The organism is Mycobacterium paraffinicum, from assembly GCF_025822865.1.
Classification (GTDB): Bacteria; Actinomycetota; Actinomycetes; order Mycobacteriales; family Mycobacteriaceae; genus Mycobacterium; species Mycobacterium paraffinicum.
On record NZ_JACKUR010000027.1, the window covers coordinates 466299 to 483132 of the forward strand.

17 protein-coding genes, 1 tRNA gene and 1 pseudogene are annotated in these 16834 nt (G+C 65.6%); 10 read left to right on the forward strand and 9 right to left on the reverse strand.

From position 1 onward, the window contains the following. Positions 1–132 precede the first annotated feature (132 nt). The 4 genes from H7J89_RS19880 to H7J89_RS19895 form a co-directional block, all read right to left on the reverse strand. Complete coding sequence (locus H7J89_RS19880) at positions 133–885, reverse strand: DUF427 domain-containing protein (RefSeq protein WP_264046123.1); 753 nt, start codon at positions 883–885, stop codon at positions 133–135. 23 nt (positions 886–908) lie between these two features. Next, on the reverse strand, positions 909–1184 hold the full coding sequence (locus H7J89_RS19885) for a DUF6295 family protein (protein WP_264045801.1): 276 nt from the start codon (positions 1182–1184) through the stop codon (positions 909–911). A gap of 11 nt (positions 1185–1195) precedes the next feature. Continuing rightward, positions 1196–1951, reverse strand: a complete 756-nt coding sequence (locus H7J89_RS19890; protein WP_264045803.1) for a dienelactone hydrolase family protein — start codon at positions 1949–1951, stop codon at positions 1196–1198. Between the two features lie 97 nt (positions 1952–2048). Continuing rightward, entirely contained in the window at positions 2049–2831 is a 783-nt protein-coding gene (locus H7J89_RS19895) for a hypothetical protein (protein ID WP_264045805.1), read from the reverse strand. A gap of 272 nt (positions 2832–3103) precedes the next feature. On the opposite strand from H7J89_RS19895, the gene H7J89_RS19900 reads away from it, so the two are divergent. Next, positions 3104–4096, forward strand: coding sequence for a chemotaxis protein CheB (locus H7J89_RS19900; RefSeq protein WP_276042296.1), 993 nt, complete (start codon positions 3104–3106; stop codon positions 4094–4096). Here H7J89_RS19900 and H7J89_RS19905 read toward each other — a convergent pair. The 5 genes from H7J89_RS19905 to H7J89_RS19925 all read right to left on the reverse strand — a co-directional run bounded on the left by H7J89_RS19905 (position 4093) and on the right by H7J89_RS19925 (position 7015). Further along, positions 4093–5319: a methyltransferase gene (locus H7J89_RS19905; protein ID WP_264045809.1), complete on the reverse strand. Its 1227-nt coding sequence runs from the start codon at positions 5317–5319 to the stop codon at positions 4093–4095. The two genes, H7J89_RS19900 and H7J89_RS19905, sit on opposite strands and share 4 nt — an antisense overlap. A gap of 85 nt (positions 5320–5404) precedes the next feature. After that, the gene (locus tag H7J89_RS19910) at positions 5405–5770 is read right to left on the reverse strand and encodes a DUF732 domain-containing protein (RefSeq protein ID WP_067209824.1); all 366 of its coding nucleotides are present in this window, start codon (positions 5768–5770) and stop codon (positions 5405–5407) included. Between the two features lie 45 nt (positions 5771–5815). Continuing rightward, entirely contained in the window at positions 5816–6118 is a 303-nt protein-coding gene (locus tag H7J89_RS19915; RefSeq protein WP_264045813.1) for a hypothetical protein, read from the reverse strand. 164 nt (positions 6119–6282) lie between these two features. Beyond that, the gene (locus H7J89_RS19920; RefSeq protein ID WP_264045815.1) at positions 6283–6753 is read right to left on the reverse strand and encodes a hypothetical protein; all 471 of its coding nucleotides are present in this window, start codon (positions 6751–6753) and stop codon (positions 6283–6285) included. A 188-nt stretch (positions 6754–6941) separates the two neighbouring features. Then, positions 6942–7015 (reverse strand) — tRNA-Leu (locus H7J89_RS19925). A 356-nt stretch (positions 7016–7371) separates the two neighbouring features. On the opposite strand from H7J89_RS19925, the gene H7J89_RS19930 reads away from it, so the two are divergent. From H7J89_RS19930 to kdpB, 9 genes and pseudogenes are all read left to right on the forward strand, one after another. After that, complete coding sequence (locus H7J89_RS19930; RefSeq protein ID WP_264045817.1) at positions 7372–8259, forward strand: PPE family protein, SVP subgroup; 888 nt, start codon at positions 7372–7374, stop codon at positions 8257–8259. A 59-nt stretch (positions 8260–8318) separates the two neighbouring features. Beyond that, a complete protein-coding gene (locus H7J89_RS19935; protein ID WP_264045819.1) occupies positions 8319–9464 on the forward strand; it encodes a PPE family protein, SVP subgroup in 1146 nt (381 codons plus the stop codon). Between the two features lie 161 nt (positions 9465–9625). Further along, a pseudogene (locus tag H7J89_RS19940) lies at positions 9626–9869 on the forward strand (WXG100 family type VII secretion target). 43 nt (positions 9870–9912) lie between these two features. Next, the gene (locus tag H7J89_RS19945; protein WP_264045821.1) at positions 9913–10149 is read left to right on the forward strand and encodes a type VII secretion protein EsxI; all 237 of its coding nucleotides are present in this window, start codon (positions 9913–9915) and stop codon (positions 10147–10149) included. 205 nt (positions 10150–10354) lie between these two features. Next, complete coding sequence (locus H7J89_RS19950; RefSeq protein WP_264045823.1) at positions 10355–11128, forward strand: response regulator transcription factor; 774 nt, start codon at positions 10355–10357, stop codon at positions 11126–11128. Beyond that, the gene (locus tag H7J89_RS19955) at positions 11125–12651 is read left to right on the forward strand and encodes a sensor histidine kinase (RefSeq protein ID WP_264045825.1); all 1527 of its coding nucleotides are present in this window, start codon (positions 11125–11127) and stop codon (positions 12649–12651) included. The genes H7J89_RS19950 and H7J89_RS19955 overlap by 4 nt, the downstream gene beginning before the upstream one ends. 166 nt (positions 12652–12817) lie before the next feature. Next, a complete protein-coding gene (locus H7J89_RS19960) occupies positions 12818–12943 on the forward strand; it encodes a hypothetical protein (protein WP_264045827.1) in 126 nt (41 codons plus the stop codon). A gap of 85 nt (positions 12944–13028) precedes the next feature. After that, the gene (gene kdpA / locus H7J89_RS19965) at positions 13029–14690 is read left to right on the forward strand and encodes a potassium-transporting ATPase subunit KdpA (RefSeq protein WP_264045829.1); all 1662 of its coding nucleotides are present in this window, start codon (positions 13029–13031) and stop codon (positions 14688–14690) included. Continuing rightward, entirely contained in the window at positions 14690–16834 is a 2145-nt protein-coding gene (gene kdpB / locus H7J89_RS19970; protein ID WP_264045831.1) for a potassium-transporting ATPase subunit KdpB, read from the forward strand. Before kdpA ends, kdpB begins: the two co-directional genes overlap by 1 nt.

Here is a 16834-nt window from a genome sequence, read left to right on the forward strand (position 1 = left end):
GAAACTGATGCAAACGCGCTTCCGGCGGATTTCGCATTCGCCGCTAACGTCCCCGGTCAGCGCCGTGGAGTTGGCCAGGTTAAGAAACTCTCAGGGTCCGGGCGCGAAGAGGGAAAGATCACACCGCCTCGGCTAACTGAACTGGGTGCGCGGCCGGGGCAGCGCGTCGCCGTCCACGAAGATGTCCAGCTTTTCGTTGTAAAACGCCACCAGACCGGCGATCTGGCCGACCGCGGGCAACGGGTAATGGTACGTCCAGGCCAGGTCCGGATGCAGCTCATCATTAGGGGGGCCCGACCGCACCGACCAGTAACCCGACGTCAACCCCTTGTACGGACACAGTGTCTGCGTGGAGCTGGGTTCCAGATGTTCAAACGCGATATCGGTCGGGTCGATGTAATACCTTGTGGGCAAACCGGTTTCGAACAGCAGAACGGGAGAATTGGTGTCGGCCAGCACTATTCCGTCCAGCTCCACCCGCACATGCCTGTGCGAGCGCAGCGCGTCAACCCGCGAATACGGGTTGCGCGGGTGGCCGTAGATCGGTTCGTCTTCCTCGAACCAGCGCAACGGCTTCCATTCGAATCGAACCATACCGGCCACCGGCCCGCCACCGTCGACGTCGAACACGCGCGCGGCGGACGCGTGGGTCTCGCCGGCACCCACTAGGGAGTGCAGCCGCGATGGACCGAATTGCACTTTCTGCGAATGGTTTTCGTCGCGCAGGAACTCCGCACGGACATCGGCCAACGGGATGTAATACTGCGGGTAGTACGGGATCTCCCACACATAGCGGGCTGCCGTGGTGTCGAAGACCAGCGCGTCCCCAAGGTAGCCACGCACCCGGCGCGGGGCGGGCTCGACCCGACCGCGCTCAGCGGCCATCTGCGGATAGTCCCGGTCGGCGGTCACGTCTGGTCCTTGGACGCGAGTCCGGCCGGCGCATGGGCGATCGCCTTGCGGATGGCGTCGGCCAGCGCCAGCGCGCTCTCCTCGGTGAGTTCCAGCGCCACCCGCGCCGACGGCCCGAGTTCGGGGTTGATCACGTCGATGTTGACCGTGTGGCCATACGGCGCGTGAACCGGGTGATCGACGTAGACCGTCGCGCGGCTGGCGCCGAACCATCCGGTGGCGCCCTTGCCGCTGCCGTCGATTCCGACGTGTTCGGTGAGATGAGTGCACATGTCCGGCGAGACTAACCTTTCAGCTGGGTGGCGAAAAAGTCGTCGATGCGCCGCCAGCCGTCCACGGCCGCCTCCGGCCGGTAGGCGGGCCGATCGACCGAGAAGAACGAGTGTCCCGCGCCCTCGCAGGAGTGGAACTCGTGCGGTTTGTTCAGCCTGGTCAGCTCCTCGTCCAGTGCGGCCACCGCGGGTGGGGCCGGGAAGCGGTCGTCGAGCCCGAACAGGCCCAGTAGCGGGCAGCTCAGGTTCGGCGCCAGCTGCAGGATCGGCTTCATGGCCTTAGGCATGCCCTCCGGCGGATCCTCGACGATGAACGCGCCGTAGCAGTCCACCACGGCGTCCAACGGCAGCGAACACGCCGCCAGGTACGCGTGCCGCCCGCCCGAGCAGTGCCCGATGACCCCGAACTTCCCGTTAGCCCCGGGCAAGGAACGCAGGTGCTCGACCGCACCGGCGACATCGCCGACCAGTCGCTCGTCGGGCACGCCGCCCGCCGCCCGCGCCGCCGCCGCGGCGTCGTCGGGTGACGCACCCGGCGCCTCGCGCGAATAGAGGTTCGGGGCCACGGTGTGATAGCCGCTGACGGCGAGCCTCCGGACGAACTCCTTGGTTTCGCGGTCGTAGCCGGGCATGTGATGGATCCACACGACTCCGCCGCGGGACCCCTCGGCGACCGGGCAAGCCCGGTACGCCTCGATCTCGTCACCGCCGTGGCCGGTGATCGTGATCGTTTCCGCCCGGATGGCGTCTGGACTGAGCGCGTTCATCGCAACTCCTTCGGGGCTCCGTGGTTGGCCGCAAACCGGACCCCGCGGCGCACGCGGCCGGTCCGGAAACCAACGTATCCGAACGCCCCTCGCGCGTTCAGCGCCGTTTGTCGCGCACCTTGTAGGTCGAGGGCCACGACTTGCGGGACTCATCCCCGGTCAACGGGACGCCCATGCCACCCACCTTCACGTTGTAGGCCTCCTTGCCGGGGCCCACCTCCCGGTTCGCGTGTTCTTGGGCGAGGAAGTACAGCTCGTCGATGGTGGCCTCGTCGTACGCAACGAACGAGGTCTCGCGGGCGACGTCGTCGATGCCGGCCAGCATCCGCTCGGGCAGGAACCGCGATGCCAGGGCCGCCAGGCCCAACAGCGTGAACGGAATGAGCCAGTAACACACGTACGTCAACGGGGTCTTGGTGTCCAGGATCGTGGCGTCACCCCGCACCAGCGGCGGGATCGCCGACGACACCGTCATGCCCGCCGCCGTCCCCACCCAGACCCAGTTCAGGACGCTGACGACATGGCCGAACAGCTCGGTCTTGGCGACGTCGGCGGGTTGTTCCGCGGCCACGAACGCACGCACGAACGACCTGCCGGTCAGCGTTCCGGCCAGGGCCACCACGAGGAACCCGGCGGCGCTGAATGGCAGCATCCACCGTTGGGCGAACCACTCGTCCCGCGCGAAAGTCAGCCCGGTGAGCACCACAAATACGGCGGCAGAACCGATTTCGAGCGTCCGCTCCAGCTTGCCGGTGACGCTCCCGACCACCACCGCGACGGCCGTGATCGCCAGCGCTGCCAACGCCGCGGCAGGGAACGGGACGTTACCGACGAGCACCCAATAAGCGATCCACGGCGCGAGACCAGACAGCATGCCCACGATTGGTGAGTGTATGAGTGGCGGTTCGCCGCGCCGTCGGCGGCAGGCCCAAAATTTGGTCCGCGGGGTCATGACGTGACCGTGAAACGCCCCAACCGTCGCTGTGATCGCCGCGCCAGCAAGGGCTTTCCCGGTCGTGCGGCCGCGAGCAGGAGAGGGCTTATGACCCTTGGCGTCGGCACTTACCTGGGCCAATGTTGAGGCCATACGCTTGCGGACGGTAGCGGGATCTCCGAGCTGTCAGCCAGGACAGGGCAAGGCTAGGTCGAGCTATGGAGCGCAGGGCAACACCGGCCGAAGGCGTGGTGGCGATCGGCGCGTCCGCCGGAGGCATCGAAGCGTTGAGCGAACTGGCGGCGGGGATGCCGCCGGATTTCCCGTTCGCCGTCATGATCGTCATCCACATGAGCCGGGGAGGGCCATCCCTGCTGGCGCAGATCATCAACCGGAGCGGCCCGTTGCCGGCCGTCGCGGCGGTCGACGGCGCCGTCCTGGATGCCGGGCGGATATACGCCGCCGTACCCGACCACCATCTGCTTGCCCGCGACCATAGGGTGGCGTTATCGGATGGACCTTGGGAAAGCGGCCGGCGACCGGGGATCGACGCGCTTTTCCGGTCCGTCGCGCTGGACTACGGCCCGCGCACCATCGGTGTCCTGATGTCAGGACTGCTTGACGACGGCGTGGCCGGGCTGCGCGCCATCAAGGCCAAAGGAGGAATCACCGTGGTCCAGGAACCGACCGATGCTCTGTTTCCCGATCTGCCGAAGAACGCCATCAGAGCCGGCGTGGCCGATCACACCGCGACGGCGAAGGAAATCGGTAGCTTGCTGGCGCAGCTGGCTGATCGGAATATCGAAGAGCCGGCGGCGGACCCGGACGGGCAACTCGAGCTGGAGAATCAGATCGCGATGGACAGCCAGTTCGCCGCGTCGGTGAGCATGGAAGATTTGGGCCCGCCGACCGGGTACACCTGCCCCAGCTGCAACGGCGCTCTGATGGCCGTTAACGACACCGGCTACCGCTGCCAGGTCGGTCACGCGTGGACCGCCCAGTCGCTGCTGGTCGCTTACGGCGACGAACTTGAAGCGGCGGTTTGGGCGGCGATCCGCAACTTGAAGGACACGGCGCGCCTGTCCCGCACCCTCGCCGAAAACGCCCAGAGCGCAGCGGATTTGGAAGGCTATACCACGGTGGCCAACCGGGCCGCGCACGCGATTGCCGCGCTGCGGCAGGGCCTTCTGACGGCAAAGGCCGACGGCTAACGGGATGGGTTTGTGTCCAGCGCCATCGCCAAAAAGTCGAGACGCCACAGGGACTCGAACAACGTGCGTCCGAATTCCCTTACCAGACCGGCGTTTTCGGGTTTCACGTCGCCGCCCTGCGCCACGGACTCGATGATCTCCCCGATCGTGCGACGGCCGTCGACCTGCTGAACGAACGGCAGCTGGGCCGGGTTGAGCTTCAGCTTCGTGCCGGGCAAGTGGATCTCGTCGCCGGACAGCAGGCAGGCCGTCCGCAGCAATGGAACGTAGTCGAGCGCCCCGTCCGTCGAGAAGTCGATTGCGTAATCCTCTTTGGGACGGTCGGGGCGGCAGGCGATGAAGAAGTGGGTGGCGTTCGCGGGCTGCAGGCGTTCCATCACGGACCAGAGTTTGATGTCGGGTAGTTGGTTCAACATCGTCTGGAACTGGCTCGCCGGCGCGACGAAGGCATGTGGGTAGTACGGCGTTTTGTGAAACCAGCCCTGGAATGCCAGTCCGGCGGAGCTGACCAGGTCCAGGCATTCCTCGACGGTGTAGGTGCGCTGGCGACTGTGCAGGAAGGTGTCGACCAGGGCGCCGTCGGACAGCAGATCGCGGGCGCCGTTCAGGTAAGGGCGAACCGGGTGGTCCGCGGGTAGCACCGCAATCGCCTCTTTGACCAGCTGGACCGACGTGTCGTCCTGCGTCAGTCCGAGGTCGCGGAACGCCGATTCGAGCATGTCGACCCCGATCCGGCCGTACTTCGCGTAAAGCATGACTCCGAGCGCCCCGTCAGTGCGCAGGCAGCCGCCGAGCGCTTTGAGCCCGGCCAACGGGTCCGCCATGTGGTGCAAGACGCCGGTGGACACGATGAGATCGAAGTCGCGGGACAGCGTCGACACCTCTTCGATGGGAAGCAGATGCAATTCCAGGTTGTCCAGGCCGTGCTTGTCCATCAGATACTGCTGGTGCTTGAGCGCTGACCGGCTGACGTCGATCGCGACCACTTTGGCGGCGCGGTTCATGAAGGCGAAAACGGCCGCCTGAAAAGTGCCGCAACCCGCGATGAGAATGTCGAGGTCCGGCTTGTACTCCCGGTTCGGCCACAGGACGCGGTGCGCCCAAAAGGGATCGAACCAATCCCAGTGGTTCTTGGTCCACGCCGCGAGATCGGTTACCGGGGGCGGATACTCCCACCGATCGTATTGACGGGAGACACCGTCACCCCGCGGATCGTCGGTCACTTCGGCGCGGCTCCTTCGCGGTGGCGGTCGCGACCAACTTACTGCGCCTCGCGCCCCTCGGCTTGCTGACGTCGTGCCTCGGCGTTCACATCAGCGGCGGACCCGGGATCAGCCAGATCAGCGAACTGTCGATCTGCCCCCGGTACTGCGGGCAGTACGCGGCCACGGACAGGCCGACGAAATAGCTGGATTCCCTCATCGTGAGATCGGTGTCGCGCTTGACCTTCAACGCCAGAACGCTCGCGTTCGCGTTGTTGTCGAACCCCGTGCACACCCGGTGGGCCATCGCGATCGCGGTGTCGCTGTCTCGCACTTCGATCCCGTAGTTCACCAGGGACGCGATGAACGCATCATCGACTGGATCTGCCGATGCTGACGCCGAGGAGAACGGCACGACGGCGAACAGCAGGACAGCGCAGCTGGCCGACCACTTCCCGAGCCGAACGTTCATACCGGCAGTGGCCTCCTTCTGTGGCTGCATCCCGTCGGGGAACGATCAATTCGACGTCGACAGGGGCACCTTCGCCTCGCCCACACCCTGCTCGGTCTGCCCGGTTGTCGGCGGCGCGCTCACCTCTCGCAAGTTGACGGGTTGGTTACGCCAGCCGGCGTAACCAAGGGCGGCGCTGATCGCGGTGTAGACAACGGCCTCCGTCCACATGAATCCGACACCCCACTTCCTGCCGAGGAAGATGGGCTCGTCGATGATGCCGGCGGATGCGGCGACGGCGTAACCCGCGTGCGCGTAGGCGATTCCGGCGAACGCTCCGCAGAAGAATTTGCTCACTTCGCGATTCATGTCCTTGTCCTCTCTCGGTTGCGTCTCGGTTGCGGCGAGGCGTTTGATCTCACTGTCGCCCTGCGCCCCGACTGGAGGTAGGGGCCAAGGTCCTCCGGCATCGGACCATTCGTCGCCTTCCGGAACGGCGGATGGCGACCGAAAGGCCCGACCCGCGATCGGACCTATCCGGGTCCGTTGACGATGCGATCGCGGATGGCGGTGGCGGTCGCGAGATGCCCCTCGGCAGAGTTCATGAACTCGCCCGCGTGGCGCGCCTCGTTCGGATCGTTGTCCTCGACCGCGGCGACGCAGAAGTGGGAGGCGGCGTCGAAGTCGTCGAGGCTGGCTTGCAGCGCGTCGGTGAGCTCTTTGTCCGGGGAGGGCAGATGGCCCTGCAGGAAGCTCGCCGCGTCATGGCCCTCGTGGCAGGCCGCTCCGAGAGCGGCGTTGTCCTTACTACCGATGGCGAAGGTGGCCTTGCCCATGGCGATACCCAGGTCTTGCATGTGGTCCTGAGTCAGTTGGACCCATCCGCGCACGGCCTGGGTGTGAGACGTTGTCGTGGTGGTGCCGCCACCGCTGGGGTGTTTGTGGGGTGAGCAGCCGGCGACGATGAGCACCACCGCGGCGCCCACGATGGCTTGCTTGATCACCGTCGACCTCCTAAGTCCCGTGAACGGTGATCCTTCGCCCCGCCCCCGCCCGCGAGACAGGGCATAAAGGCTCTACCTCGAAAAGCAGGATGGCCCCGATTCGATCGAGGATCAGCGGCCGGGCAAACAGGCCGAGGGTGGCGGGCGGGCGTTCTCGCGCTGCACGCACTGACCTGCGCGGACGCGGGTGCCCCCAGTCGGACTCGAACCGACACTGGGCGGATTTTAAGTCCGCTGCCTCTGCCAATTGGGCTATGGGGGCTCGGCGGCGAATGTAGCGCGCCCGGGCAGAATCTAGGACATCGCGTCCCGCTCGAAATAACCGAAATTTGCAAGATGCGCTGCGAGAGCGCGTCGGCTAGGATCCGCGCCCGCGTGGCTTAACCACGGTTTTCCTTCAGGTAACAGATCACACCGCTATGTCGTCCGGCAGGACCGTGTTAAAACTACCGCCCTCATCGTTAAGAAGCCGTAAACGGCTGTCACCCGGGCCCTTTCGGCCGGGAACGTGGACTCGGGGGTCGTTAGTGTTACGCCAACGCACAGGGGCCGTTACGCGAACACTCAGGGTCGATCCACCGCATGGGGGTCGGCCGTTCCGAACACTAGGAGCAACAGATGGCTTTTCTGACTACACAAACTGAAGAGATGCTAGCTGCGGAGCAGCTGCTGTCGGGGATAAACACCAACCTGGCGGCGCAGAACGCGGGCGCCGCGGCGGCGACCACGGTGATCATCCCGGCCGCCGCCGACCCGGTGTCGGCCCAGCAAGCGGCGATCTTCTCGGCGTACGGCACCCAGTACCAGGCCATCGCCGCCGAGGCCCAGACGCTGCTGGAAAACTACGCGCAAACGCTGGGCATCAGCTCCGGCAGCTACACAAACACCGAGGCCGTCAACGCGGCTCAGTCCGGTATTCAGGCTTTGGATTCGATAAACCCCGCCGGTGGTGCGACCACCGGCTCCAACCCAATCGACATTCTCTCGTGGCTCTTGGGCTTCAACGGTCAGTACAGCGGCGGTCTCGGCGGCATGTTCGGATTGTCCAGTAACGGCGCCAACATCGGGAACATCGGCTTCGGAAACTGGGCGTCGGCCACGTCCAACCTGCTCGGCCTCGCCGGTGGCGGCCTGCTCGACACCTCCGCCGCCGACGCCGCCGGTTCCGCCGCTGATGCCGCGGGCCTCGCGGACACAACGGCGCCGATGGCCGGCGGCGGGATGGCCGGCGTGGGTGCGATGCCGATGGCCGCAGCGGGCCAAGCGAGTCTGGTCGGCAAACTGTCGGTCCCACCAACCTGGGCCGGTCCCGCCACCCCGGTTGTCGGCACCAGCGCAGCACCCGTCGAAACCGTCGGCTGGACTGCGGCCGCACCGCAAGCTGGCGCGGGAACCGTCATCCCGGGCATGCCGGGGATGGGCGCGGCTGCCCGCAACAGCGCCGGCTTCGGTGCACCGCGCTACGGCGTCAAGCCGATCGTCATGCCGAAACCGACGGCCGTATAGCCCCCGGCTACTTCCTCACAGACATCAAATTCCAAAAGACATAAGGAGCGGGAACACAAATGGTTTTTGACTTTGCAGCAATTCCCCCGGAGATCACCTCCTCGCTCATCTACTCGGGCGCGGGCTCCGCACCGCTGATGGCAGCCGCGGCAGCGTACGCCAACCTCGGTGCCGAGATCAGCACGACAGCGACCCAGTGGGAATCGATCATCTCGCTGCTGACCAGCGAACAATGGACGGGAGGCGGTTCGGCAGCCGCAGCGGCCGCGGCCCAGCCAATCATCTCGTACCTGACCGAGACCGCGGCGACACTGGAGCAAGCCAGCGCCCAGGCCACCGCCTCGGCCGCGGCGTTCGAGGCTGCGCATGCGGCGGTGGTGCCGCCACCAGTGGTCGTGGCGAATAGAACCCTGCAAGCATCGTTGTTGCCATTGGCCATTCTCCCGGGCGTCGCCGCCGAGATCGCCGCATTGGACGCGGAGTACGCCGAGATGTGGGCCCAGGACGCCGCGGCGATGGCCGCATACCAGGCTGCCTCGCTCGCTGCTGGGACGTTGACCCCCGTGACGCCCCTGACGTCGACCACCAACCCGGCGGCCGCCGCAGGCATCGACAACGGGGCAGTGGCTTTCGACGCGGTGCAAGGTACTTCGCAGATTGCGGGGTTGGATCTCTCGTCCCTCGTCACAGCGCCGCCGACCTCCAGCGGCCTTCTGCAGTCGATCGACGGCTTGCTAGGCACACCATCGTTCCTCAATGCCGTCAACGGCGCGGTCAACACCACAGCGTGGTGGGTCTGCGCGACCATCCCGAACGCGGTGTCGCTGGGGCACACGCTTGGCACCGTGCCGTCGATCCCGTTTGCGCTCACCGACTCGGTCACGCCGCTCGCCGGTGGAATGGTTCAGGGCACAATGGTGGGCTCGGTATCCGGCGCGGGAGCGTCGGCCGCGCTGGGCGAGGCCTCCGCGGTCGGCGGGCTGTCCGTGCCGGCCGGCTGGAATGCGGCCGCCCCGGCGTCGTTGGCTTCCTCCACCGCTCCCCTCGAGGGCTCGGGGTGGACGGCGGCGGCCGAGGCCGAGCCGGTCACCGCGATGCCCGGCATGCCGGGGATGGCCGCGGCCGCCAAGGGCGCCGGCGCCTACGGCTCCGGACCGCGGTACGGCTTCAAGCCGATCGTTATGCCCAAGCAGGTTGTCGTCTGATGTCGGGACCACCGATACGGGAAATAAGGGGGTGCATGTCACCCGTTTGAGGCGATCAGTTAACCGGTAGGCCGTAATCTGTCCATAACGCGGCCACCACCGCATCAATTACAACTGTTAAGACTTCGACATTGAAGGCTTGAACGACAAGGAGAAATCAAATGGCAACACGTTTTATGACTGACCCGCACGAAATGCGGGCGATGGCGGGCCGCTTTGAGGTGCACGCCCAGACGGTTGAGGACGAGGCTCGCAAGATGTGGGCGTCCTCGATGAACATCGCCGGTCAACCAGGCCTTCCGCAACATCGTCAACATGCTGCACGGAGTGCGGGACGGACTGATCCGCGACGCGAACAACTACGAGCAGCAAGAGCAGGCCTCGCAGCAGATCCTCGGCAGCTAGCACTCGAAACCCGCTGTCTTCCAACACTTTAAGGAGCTAAGCAATGACCATTAACTACCAGTTCGGCGATGTCGACGCCCACGGTGCCTTGATCCGCGCCCAGGCCGCGTCTCTGGAGGCTGAGCACCAGGCCATCGTTCGCGATGTGCTTGCTGCGGGTGACTTCTGGGGCGGTGCCGAGGTGATCTACGAGCAGGCCAACGCCCACGGGCAGAAGGTGCAGAGCGCCGGCAGCAACATGGCCAGCACCGACAGCGCCGTTGGGTCCAGCTGGGCCTGACATCGCGTCTTCACTCGAAAGGGCCCGCACACCACGGTGTGCGGGCCCTTTTCGTTTCTTAGGCCTCGCAGCCCTGCCCTACCCGGCGACCGGCGAACGCGGGATGAGTGAGGGGCGGAACCCGATCCGGTGAACCGCGCCCCACATTTGAGCGCCCTATGAACTTCGTGACAGTTAGGTGTGTGGCTTGCCAGAATGTAGGGACATGACCGCAACGTCGGGTTACGCGGGTGGCCAGCGGCCCCGCCAGGCCATCCTGGGGCAGCTGCCCAGGATTTACCGTGCCGACGGGTCACCGATCAGGGTCCTGCTGGTCGATGACGAGCCGGCGCTGACCAACCTGGTGAAGATGGCGCTGCACTATGAGGGATGGGTTGTCGACATCGCCCACAACGGCCGCGAGGCCCTCGCCAAGTTCGACAAGGTCAGCCCCGACGTGCTCGTGCTCGACATCATGCTTCCCGACGTGGACGGGCTGCGAATCCTGGAACGCGTCCGCCAGTCCGACGCCTACACCCCGACGCTCTTCCTCACCGCGCGGGACTCGGTCATGGATCGGGTCACCGGTCTGACCGCCGGCGCCGACGACTACATGACCAAGCCGTTCAGCCTCGAGGAGCTCGTTGCCCGGCTACGCGGGTTGCTGCGCCGTTCCGGCCAGCAGTCGCCCCCGGCCGCCGAGACCCTCAAAGTCGGCGACCTGAGACTCGACACCGCCAGCCGCGAAGTGATCCGCGACGGCACCCAGATATCGCTTTCCTCGACCGAGTTCGAACTGCTGCGCTTCCTCATGCGCAATCCCCGCCGCGCGCTGAGCCGCGCCGAGATCCTCGACCGCGTCTGGAACTACGACTTCGCCGGGCGCACCAGCATCGTCGATCTCTACATCTCGTATCTGAGAAAGAAGATCGACTCCGGGCGTGAATCGATGATTCACACCGTGCGCGGTGTTGGATACATGCTGCGGCCCCCGGAATGAACCAAGAGCGGGACGCCATGTCCGGGGACCTTCCGCGGTGGCTGCCCCGTTCGTTACGCCGCCAGCTGCTATTGGGCGTATTGGCGGTGGTCAGCGTGGTGCTGATGACGGTCGGAATCGTGTCGGTGCTGAGCCTGCGCGGCTACGTCACCGCGATGAGCGACGCCGAAGTCGCTGGGTCTTTGGACGCATTGGGCCACTCCTACACGAAATACCTTAGGGGCGACCAGAACCCGGGCGGCGGCGCCAAACCACTGACGGAAGCGATGCTGCAGTTCACCGATCAGACGCCGGGAAACCTGATCGTGGTGCTGCACAACGGCAACGCGGTCGGGTCGGCGGTCTTCTCGGAAGCCGAAGCGCGGCCCGCACCCGCCGATGTGGTCCGCACCATCGAAGCGCAGTCGTGGGCAAACGGCCCACCACGGACCGAAAACCTGGGCAGCCTGGGCTTCTATCGACTCAAGAGCCACGTCGATGGATCGGACGTGCTGGTTGCCGGGGTGTCGCTGAACCTCGCCGACCGAATCATCGCCCGCAAACAGGTCACCACCACCCTGCTCATCGCGGCGGCGTTGGCGGTCACCGCCGGGCTCACCTTCTGGGTCGTCGGCTACACCCTCCGTCCGTTGCGCCGGCTGGCCGGTATCGCCGCGGAAGTCGCCGCGATGCCGCTGACCGACGACGACCACCGAATCAGCGTCCGAGTACGGCCGAAGGACACCAACCAGCAGAACGAGGTCGGCATCGTCGGCCACACCTTGAACCGGTTGCTGGACAACGTCGATAGTGCGCTGGCGCAGCGCGCCGAATCCGACCTGCGGATGCGGCAATTCATCACCGACGCCAGCCACGAGCTGCGGACCCCGCTGGCGGCAATCCAGGGATACGCCGAACTGACCCGCCAAGACAGCTCGGAGCTGCCGCCGACCACCGAATACGCGCTGGCGCGCATCGAGTCCGAAGCGCGGCGCATGACGCTGCTTGTCGACGAGCTGCTCCTGCTCTCCCGCCTGGGCGAAGGACAAGACCTGGAAAGCGAGGACGTCGACCTGGCCGACCTCGTCGTCAACGCCGTGAACGACGCGGCGGTCGCAGCACCCACGCACCATTGGGTGAAGGACCTGCCCGACGAGCCGGTATGGGTTCGCGGGGATCATGCGCGGCTGCATCAGCTCGTCAGCAATCTGCTCCACAACGCCCGGGTGCACACCCCGCCCGGCGTCACCGTCACAACCGGGATCACCTGCCACCGCGACGGGCCCGAGGCGCCGTGCGTGGAACTGACCGTCGCCGACGACGGACCTGGCATCGACCCGGACCTCCTCCCCCGCCTGTTCGAGCGGTTTGCCCGGGCGAACAACTCCAGGCTCAACAGCTCGGGCACCGGGCTCGGCCTGGCCATCGTCAATTCGATCGTCAAGGCCCACCAGGGCTCGGTCACCGCCGAATCCAGCGAGGGCAGAACGGTTTTCCGGGTACGCCTTCCGATGATCGACGCTCCGGGCGCCGGGGCCGGATAGTCGCACGGATTTGCGCGCGCTTGCCGGCGTTAAGAAACCGTAAAGGGCCCCCGCGGCGCCGTTAGGAAAGTGTCAACCAAAGGCCCTAGCCCCGCGGTGCCAGCTAACTTCAAGCTGACCTTGCCTCCGAGATAGCGCTGTGGCTGCCTCGACGAGGCTCTTTCGTATGCACTTGATCGGGGTGGGACGGAGACAAGATGGGCTCGAAATGGGTGTAGTGGTGTTCGTCGTGCTCACGGTGGCGGTGTTCGCCCTACTGGGCCTGGTGCAGAAGTTGGTCGAGCGGCTGTGAACTACGAAAACATCGTCGGTTTGGTGCTTTCCGTCCTCCTCGCACTGTTTCTCGGCTGCGCTCTGCTCTTCCCGGAGCAGTTCTGATGGGCCCGGGGCTGGTCTTTCTCGCCGTCCTCGTCGTGGCTCTGGTCGCGGTGCATGTGCCCTTGGGCGACTACATGTATCGGGTCTACACATCGGCGGAGGACGGTTACACCGAGCGGGTCATCTACCGCCTGATCGGGGTTGACGCGCGCTCGGAGCAAACGTGGGGGGCCTACGCGCGCAGTGTGCTGGCGTTCTCGTCGATCAGCATCCTCTTTTTATTCGTGTTCCAACTCGTGCAGGGCACATTGCCGCTGCATCTGCATGATCCGGCCACCAAGATGACCCCGGCGCTGGCGTGGAACACCGCCGTCAGCTTCGTCACCAACACCAACTGGCAGGCCTATTCCGGCGAATCGACACAGGGCCACCTCGTGCAGATGGCCGGTCTCGCGGTGCAGAACTTCGTTTCCGCCGCCGTCGGCATGGCGGTGGCGATCGCGCTGGTGCGGGGGTTCGCCCGCACGCGCACAGGCGAACTGGGGAACTTCTGGGTCGACCTGGTGCGCGGAACGCTGCGGATTCTGCTGCCCATCGCGACCCTGGGCGCTCTCCTGCTGATCGCGGGGGGCGCGATTCAGAACTTCCACTTGAACGACCAGATCGTCACCGCCCTCAACGGGGCGCAGCAGACGATCACCGGTGGCCCGGTGGCCAGCCAGGAGGCCATCAAGGAACTGGGTACCAACGGCGGCGGCTTCTACAACGCGAATTCCGCCCACCCGTTTGAGAACCCGACCTCGTGGACCAACTGGCTGGAGATCTTCCTACTGCTGGTGATCAGCTTCTCGCTGCCGCGCACGTTCGGGCGCATGGTGGGCAGCAAGAAGCAGGGATATGCGATCGCATCTGTGATGGCTTCGCTGTACGCGATCAGCGTGACCTTCATGATGTGGTTCCAGCTGCGGCACCACGGCACGGTGCCGACCGCGGTCGGCTCGGCAATGGAGGGGGTCGAGCGACGGTTCGGCGTCGCTAACTCCGCGGTGTTCGCCGACTCGACGACGCTCACCTCCACCGGTGCCGTCGATTCCTTCCACGATTCCTACACCAGCCTCGGCGGGATGATGACCATGTTCAACATGCAGCTGGGCGAGGTCGCGCCCGGCGGCACCGGGTCCGGCCTGTACGGCATGCTGATCCTGGCGGTGATCACCGTGTTCGTCGCCGGGCTGATGGTCGGCCGTACCCCCGAGTATCTCGGCAAGAAGATCAATCCACGCGAAATCAAGCTCGCAGCAAGCTATTTCCTGGTTACGCCGCTGATCGTGCTGACCGGAACCGCAATCGCGATGGCGCTGCCGGGCGAACGCGCCGGCATGCTGAACTCCGGACCGCACGGGTTGTCGGAGGTGCTGTACGCGTTCACCTCCGCGGCCAACAACAACGGGTCGGCATTCGCCGGGATCAGCGTCAACACCAACTGGTACAACACCGCGCTCGGCCTGGCGATGGTCTTCGGCAGATTCCTGCCGATCGTGCTCGTGCTGGCGCTGGCCGGCTCGCTGGCCAAGCAGGGTCAGACGCCGGAATCGGCTGGGACGCTACCCACCCAGCGGCCACAATTTGTGGGAATGGTCGCCGGGGTGACCTTGATTCTCGTCGCCCTCACCTTCCTGCCCATGCTGGCGCTCGGACCTCTCGCTGAAGGAATTCACTGATGACCGCGACGACCGTCGACCCGACCGAGCAGTCACAGCCCGCCGCGAACACCAAACGCGTGCAAGGCGGTTTGCTCGATCCCAGGATGCTGTGGACATCGTCGCCGGACGCCCTGCGCAAACTCAACCCGCGTACCTTGTGGCGCAACCCGGTGATGTTCATCGTCGAGATCGGCGCCACCTGGAGCACCGCGTTGGCGATCATCAACCCGACCTGGTTCGCATGGTTGATCGTGGTGTGGCTATGGCTCACGGTCTTTTTCGCCAACCTTGCGGAGGCGGTGGCCGAAGGCCGCGGCAAGGCCCAGGCGGAAACGTTGCGCCGCGCCAAGAGTCAGACGCTCGCGCGACGACTCAAGGATTACCGGCCGGGTGCCCCGGCCGTCGAGGAAGAGGTCGCCGCGCCGCTCCTGCAGCAGGGTGACGTCGTCGTGGTCGAGGCGGGACAGGTCATTCCGGGTGACGGCGACGTCGTCGAAGGCATTGCCTCCGTGGACGAGTCGGCTATCACCGGTGAGTCCGCACCGGTAATCCGCGAGTCCGGCGGTGACCGCTCGGCGGTCACCGGCGGAACCACCGTGCTCAGCGACCGCATCGTCGTGCGGATCACCCAAAGGCCCGGCGAGAGCTTCATCGACCGGATGATCGCGCTCGTCGAGGGCGCCAACCGGCAGAAGACCCCCAACGAGATCGCGCTCAACATTCTGTTGGCCGCGTTGACGATCATCTTCGTTTTCGCCGTCGCCACCCTGCAGCCGTTGGCGATCTATTCGAAGATGAACAATCCCGGCGTCCCAGACACCCAGGCGCTCAACGCGAATGGTGTCGCGGGGATCGTGATGGTGTCATTGCTGGTGTGCCTGATCCCGACGACCATCGGCGCGCTGCTTTCTGCGATCGGCATCGCGGGCATGGACCGGCTGGTACAACGCAACGTGCTCGCCATGTCCGGACGCGCGGTTGAAGCCGCCGGCGACGTCAACACGTTGCTACTCGACAAAACCGGGACCATCACCCTCGGCAATCGGCAGGCCGCCGCCTTCGTCCCCCTCGACGGTGTCACCAATGCACAACTGGCCGATGCCGCGCAGTTGTCCAGCCTCGCCGACGAGACACCCGAGGGACGCTCGATCGTCGTGTACGCCAAACAGCAATTCGGGCTGCGTGCCCGCACTCCCGGTGAACTCTCACACGCCCAATGGGTGAGTTTCTCGGCCGCCACCCGGATGTCGGGTGTCGACGTCGACGGACACAAGTTGCGCAAGGGCGCGGCCAGCTCCGTCGCGGAGTGGGTGCGCGGCCAAGGCGGCAAGGTTCCCCAGCAGCTCGGTGAGATCGTCGACGGTATCTCCGCCGCCGGCGGCACCCCGCTGGTCGTCGGGGAGAGCCGCGACGGGGATGCGGCGGTGCTGGGCGTCATCCACCTCAAGGACGTCGTAAAACAGGGCATGCGCGACCGGTTCGACGAGATGCGCAAGATGGGCATCCGGACGGTGATGATCACCGGCGATAATCCGTTGACCGCCAAAGCGATTGCCGACGAGGCCGGCGTCGACGACTTCCTCGCCGAGGCCACGCCCGAGGACAAGCTCGCGTTGATCAAACGTGAGCAGGAGGGCGGCAAGCTGGTCGCGATGACCGGTGACGGCACCAATGACGCGCCGGCCTTGGCTCAGGCCGACGTCGGTGTGGCGATGAACACCGGCACGTCGGCCGCCAAAGAGGCCGGCAACATGGTCGACCTCGACTCCGACCCCACCAAGCTCATCGAGATCGTCGAGATCGGCAAGCAGCTCCTGATCACCCGCGGCGCGTTGACCACCTTCTCGATCGCCAACGACATCGCAAAGTATTTCGCGATCATCCCGGCCATGTTCGTCGCGCTCTTCCCCGGGCTGGACACGATCAACATCATGCGGCTACACAGCCCGCAGTCGGCGATCCTGTCCGCGGTGATCTTCAACGCCCTGGTGATCGTGGCGCTGATCCCGTTGTCGCTGCGTGGCGTGCGCTACACACCGAGCAGCGCATCAAAGCTGTTGAGCCGCAACCTGTATATCTATGGTCTGGGCGGCATCGTCGCCCCGTTCGTCGGAATCAAGCTGATCGACCTGATCATCCAATTCGTCCCAGGGATGTCCTGA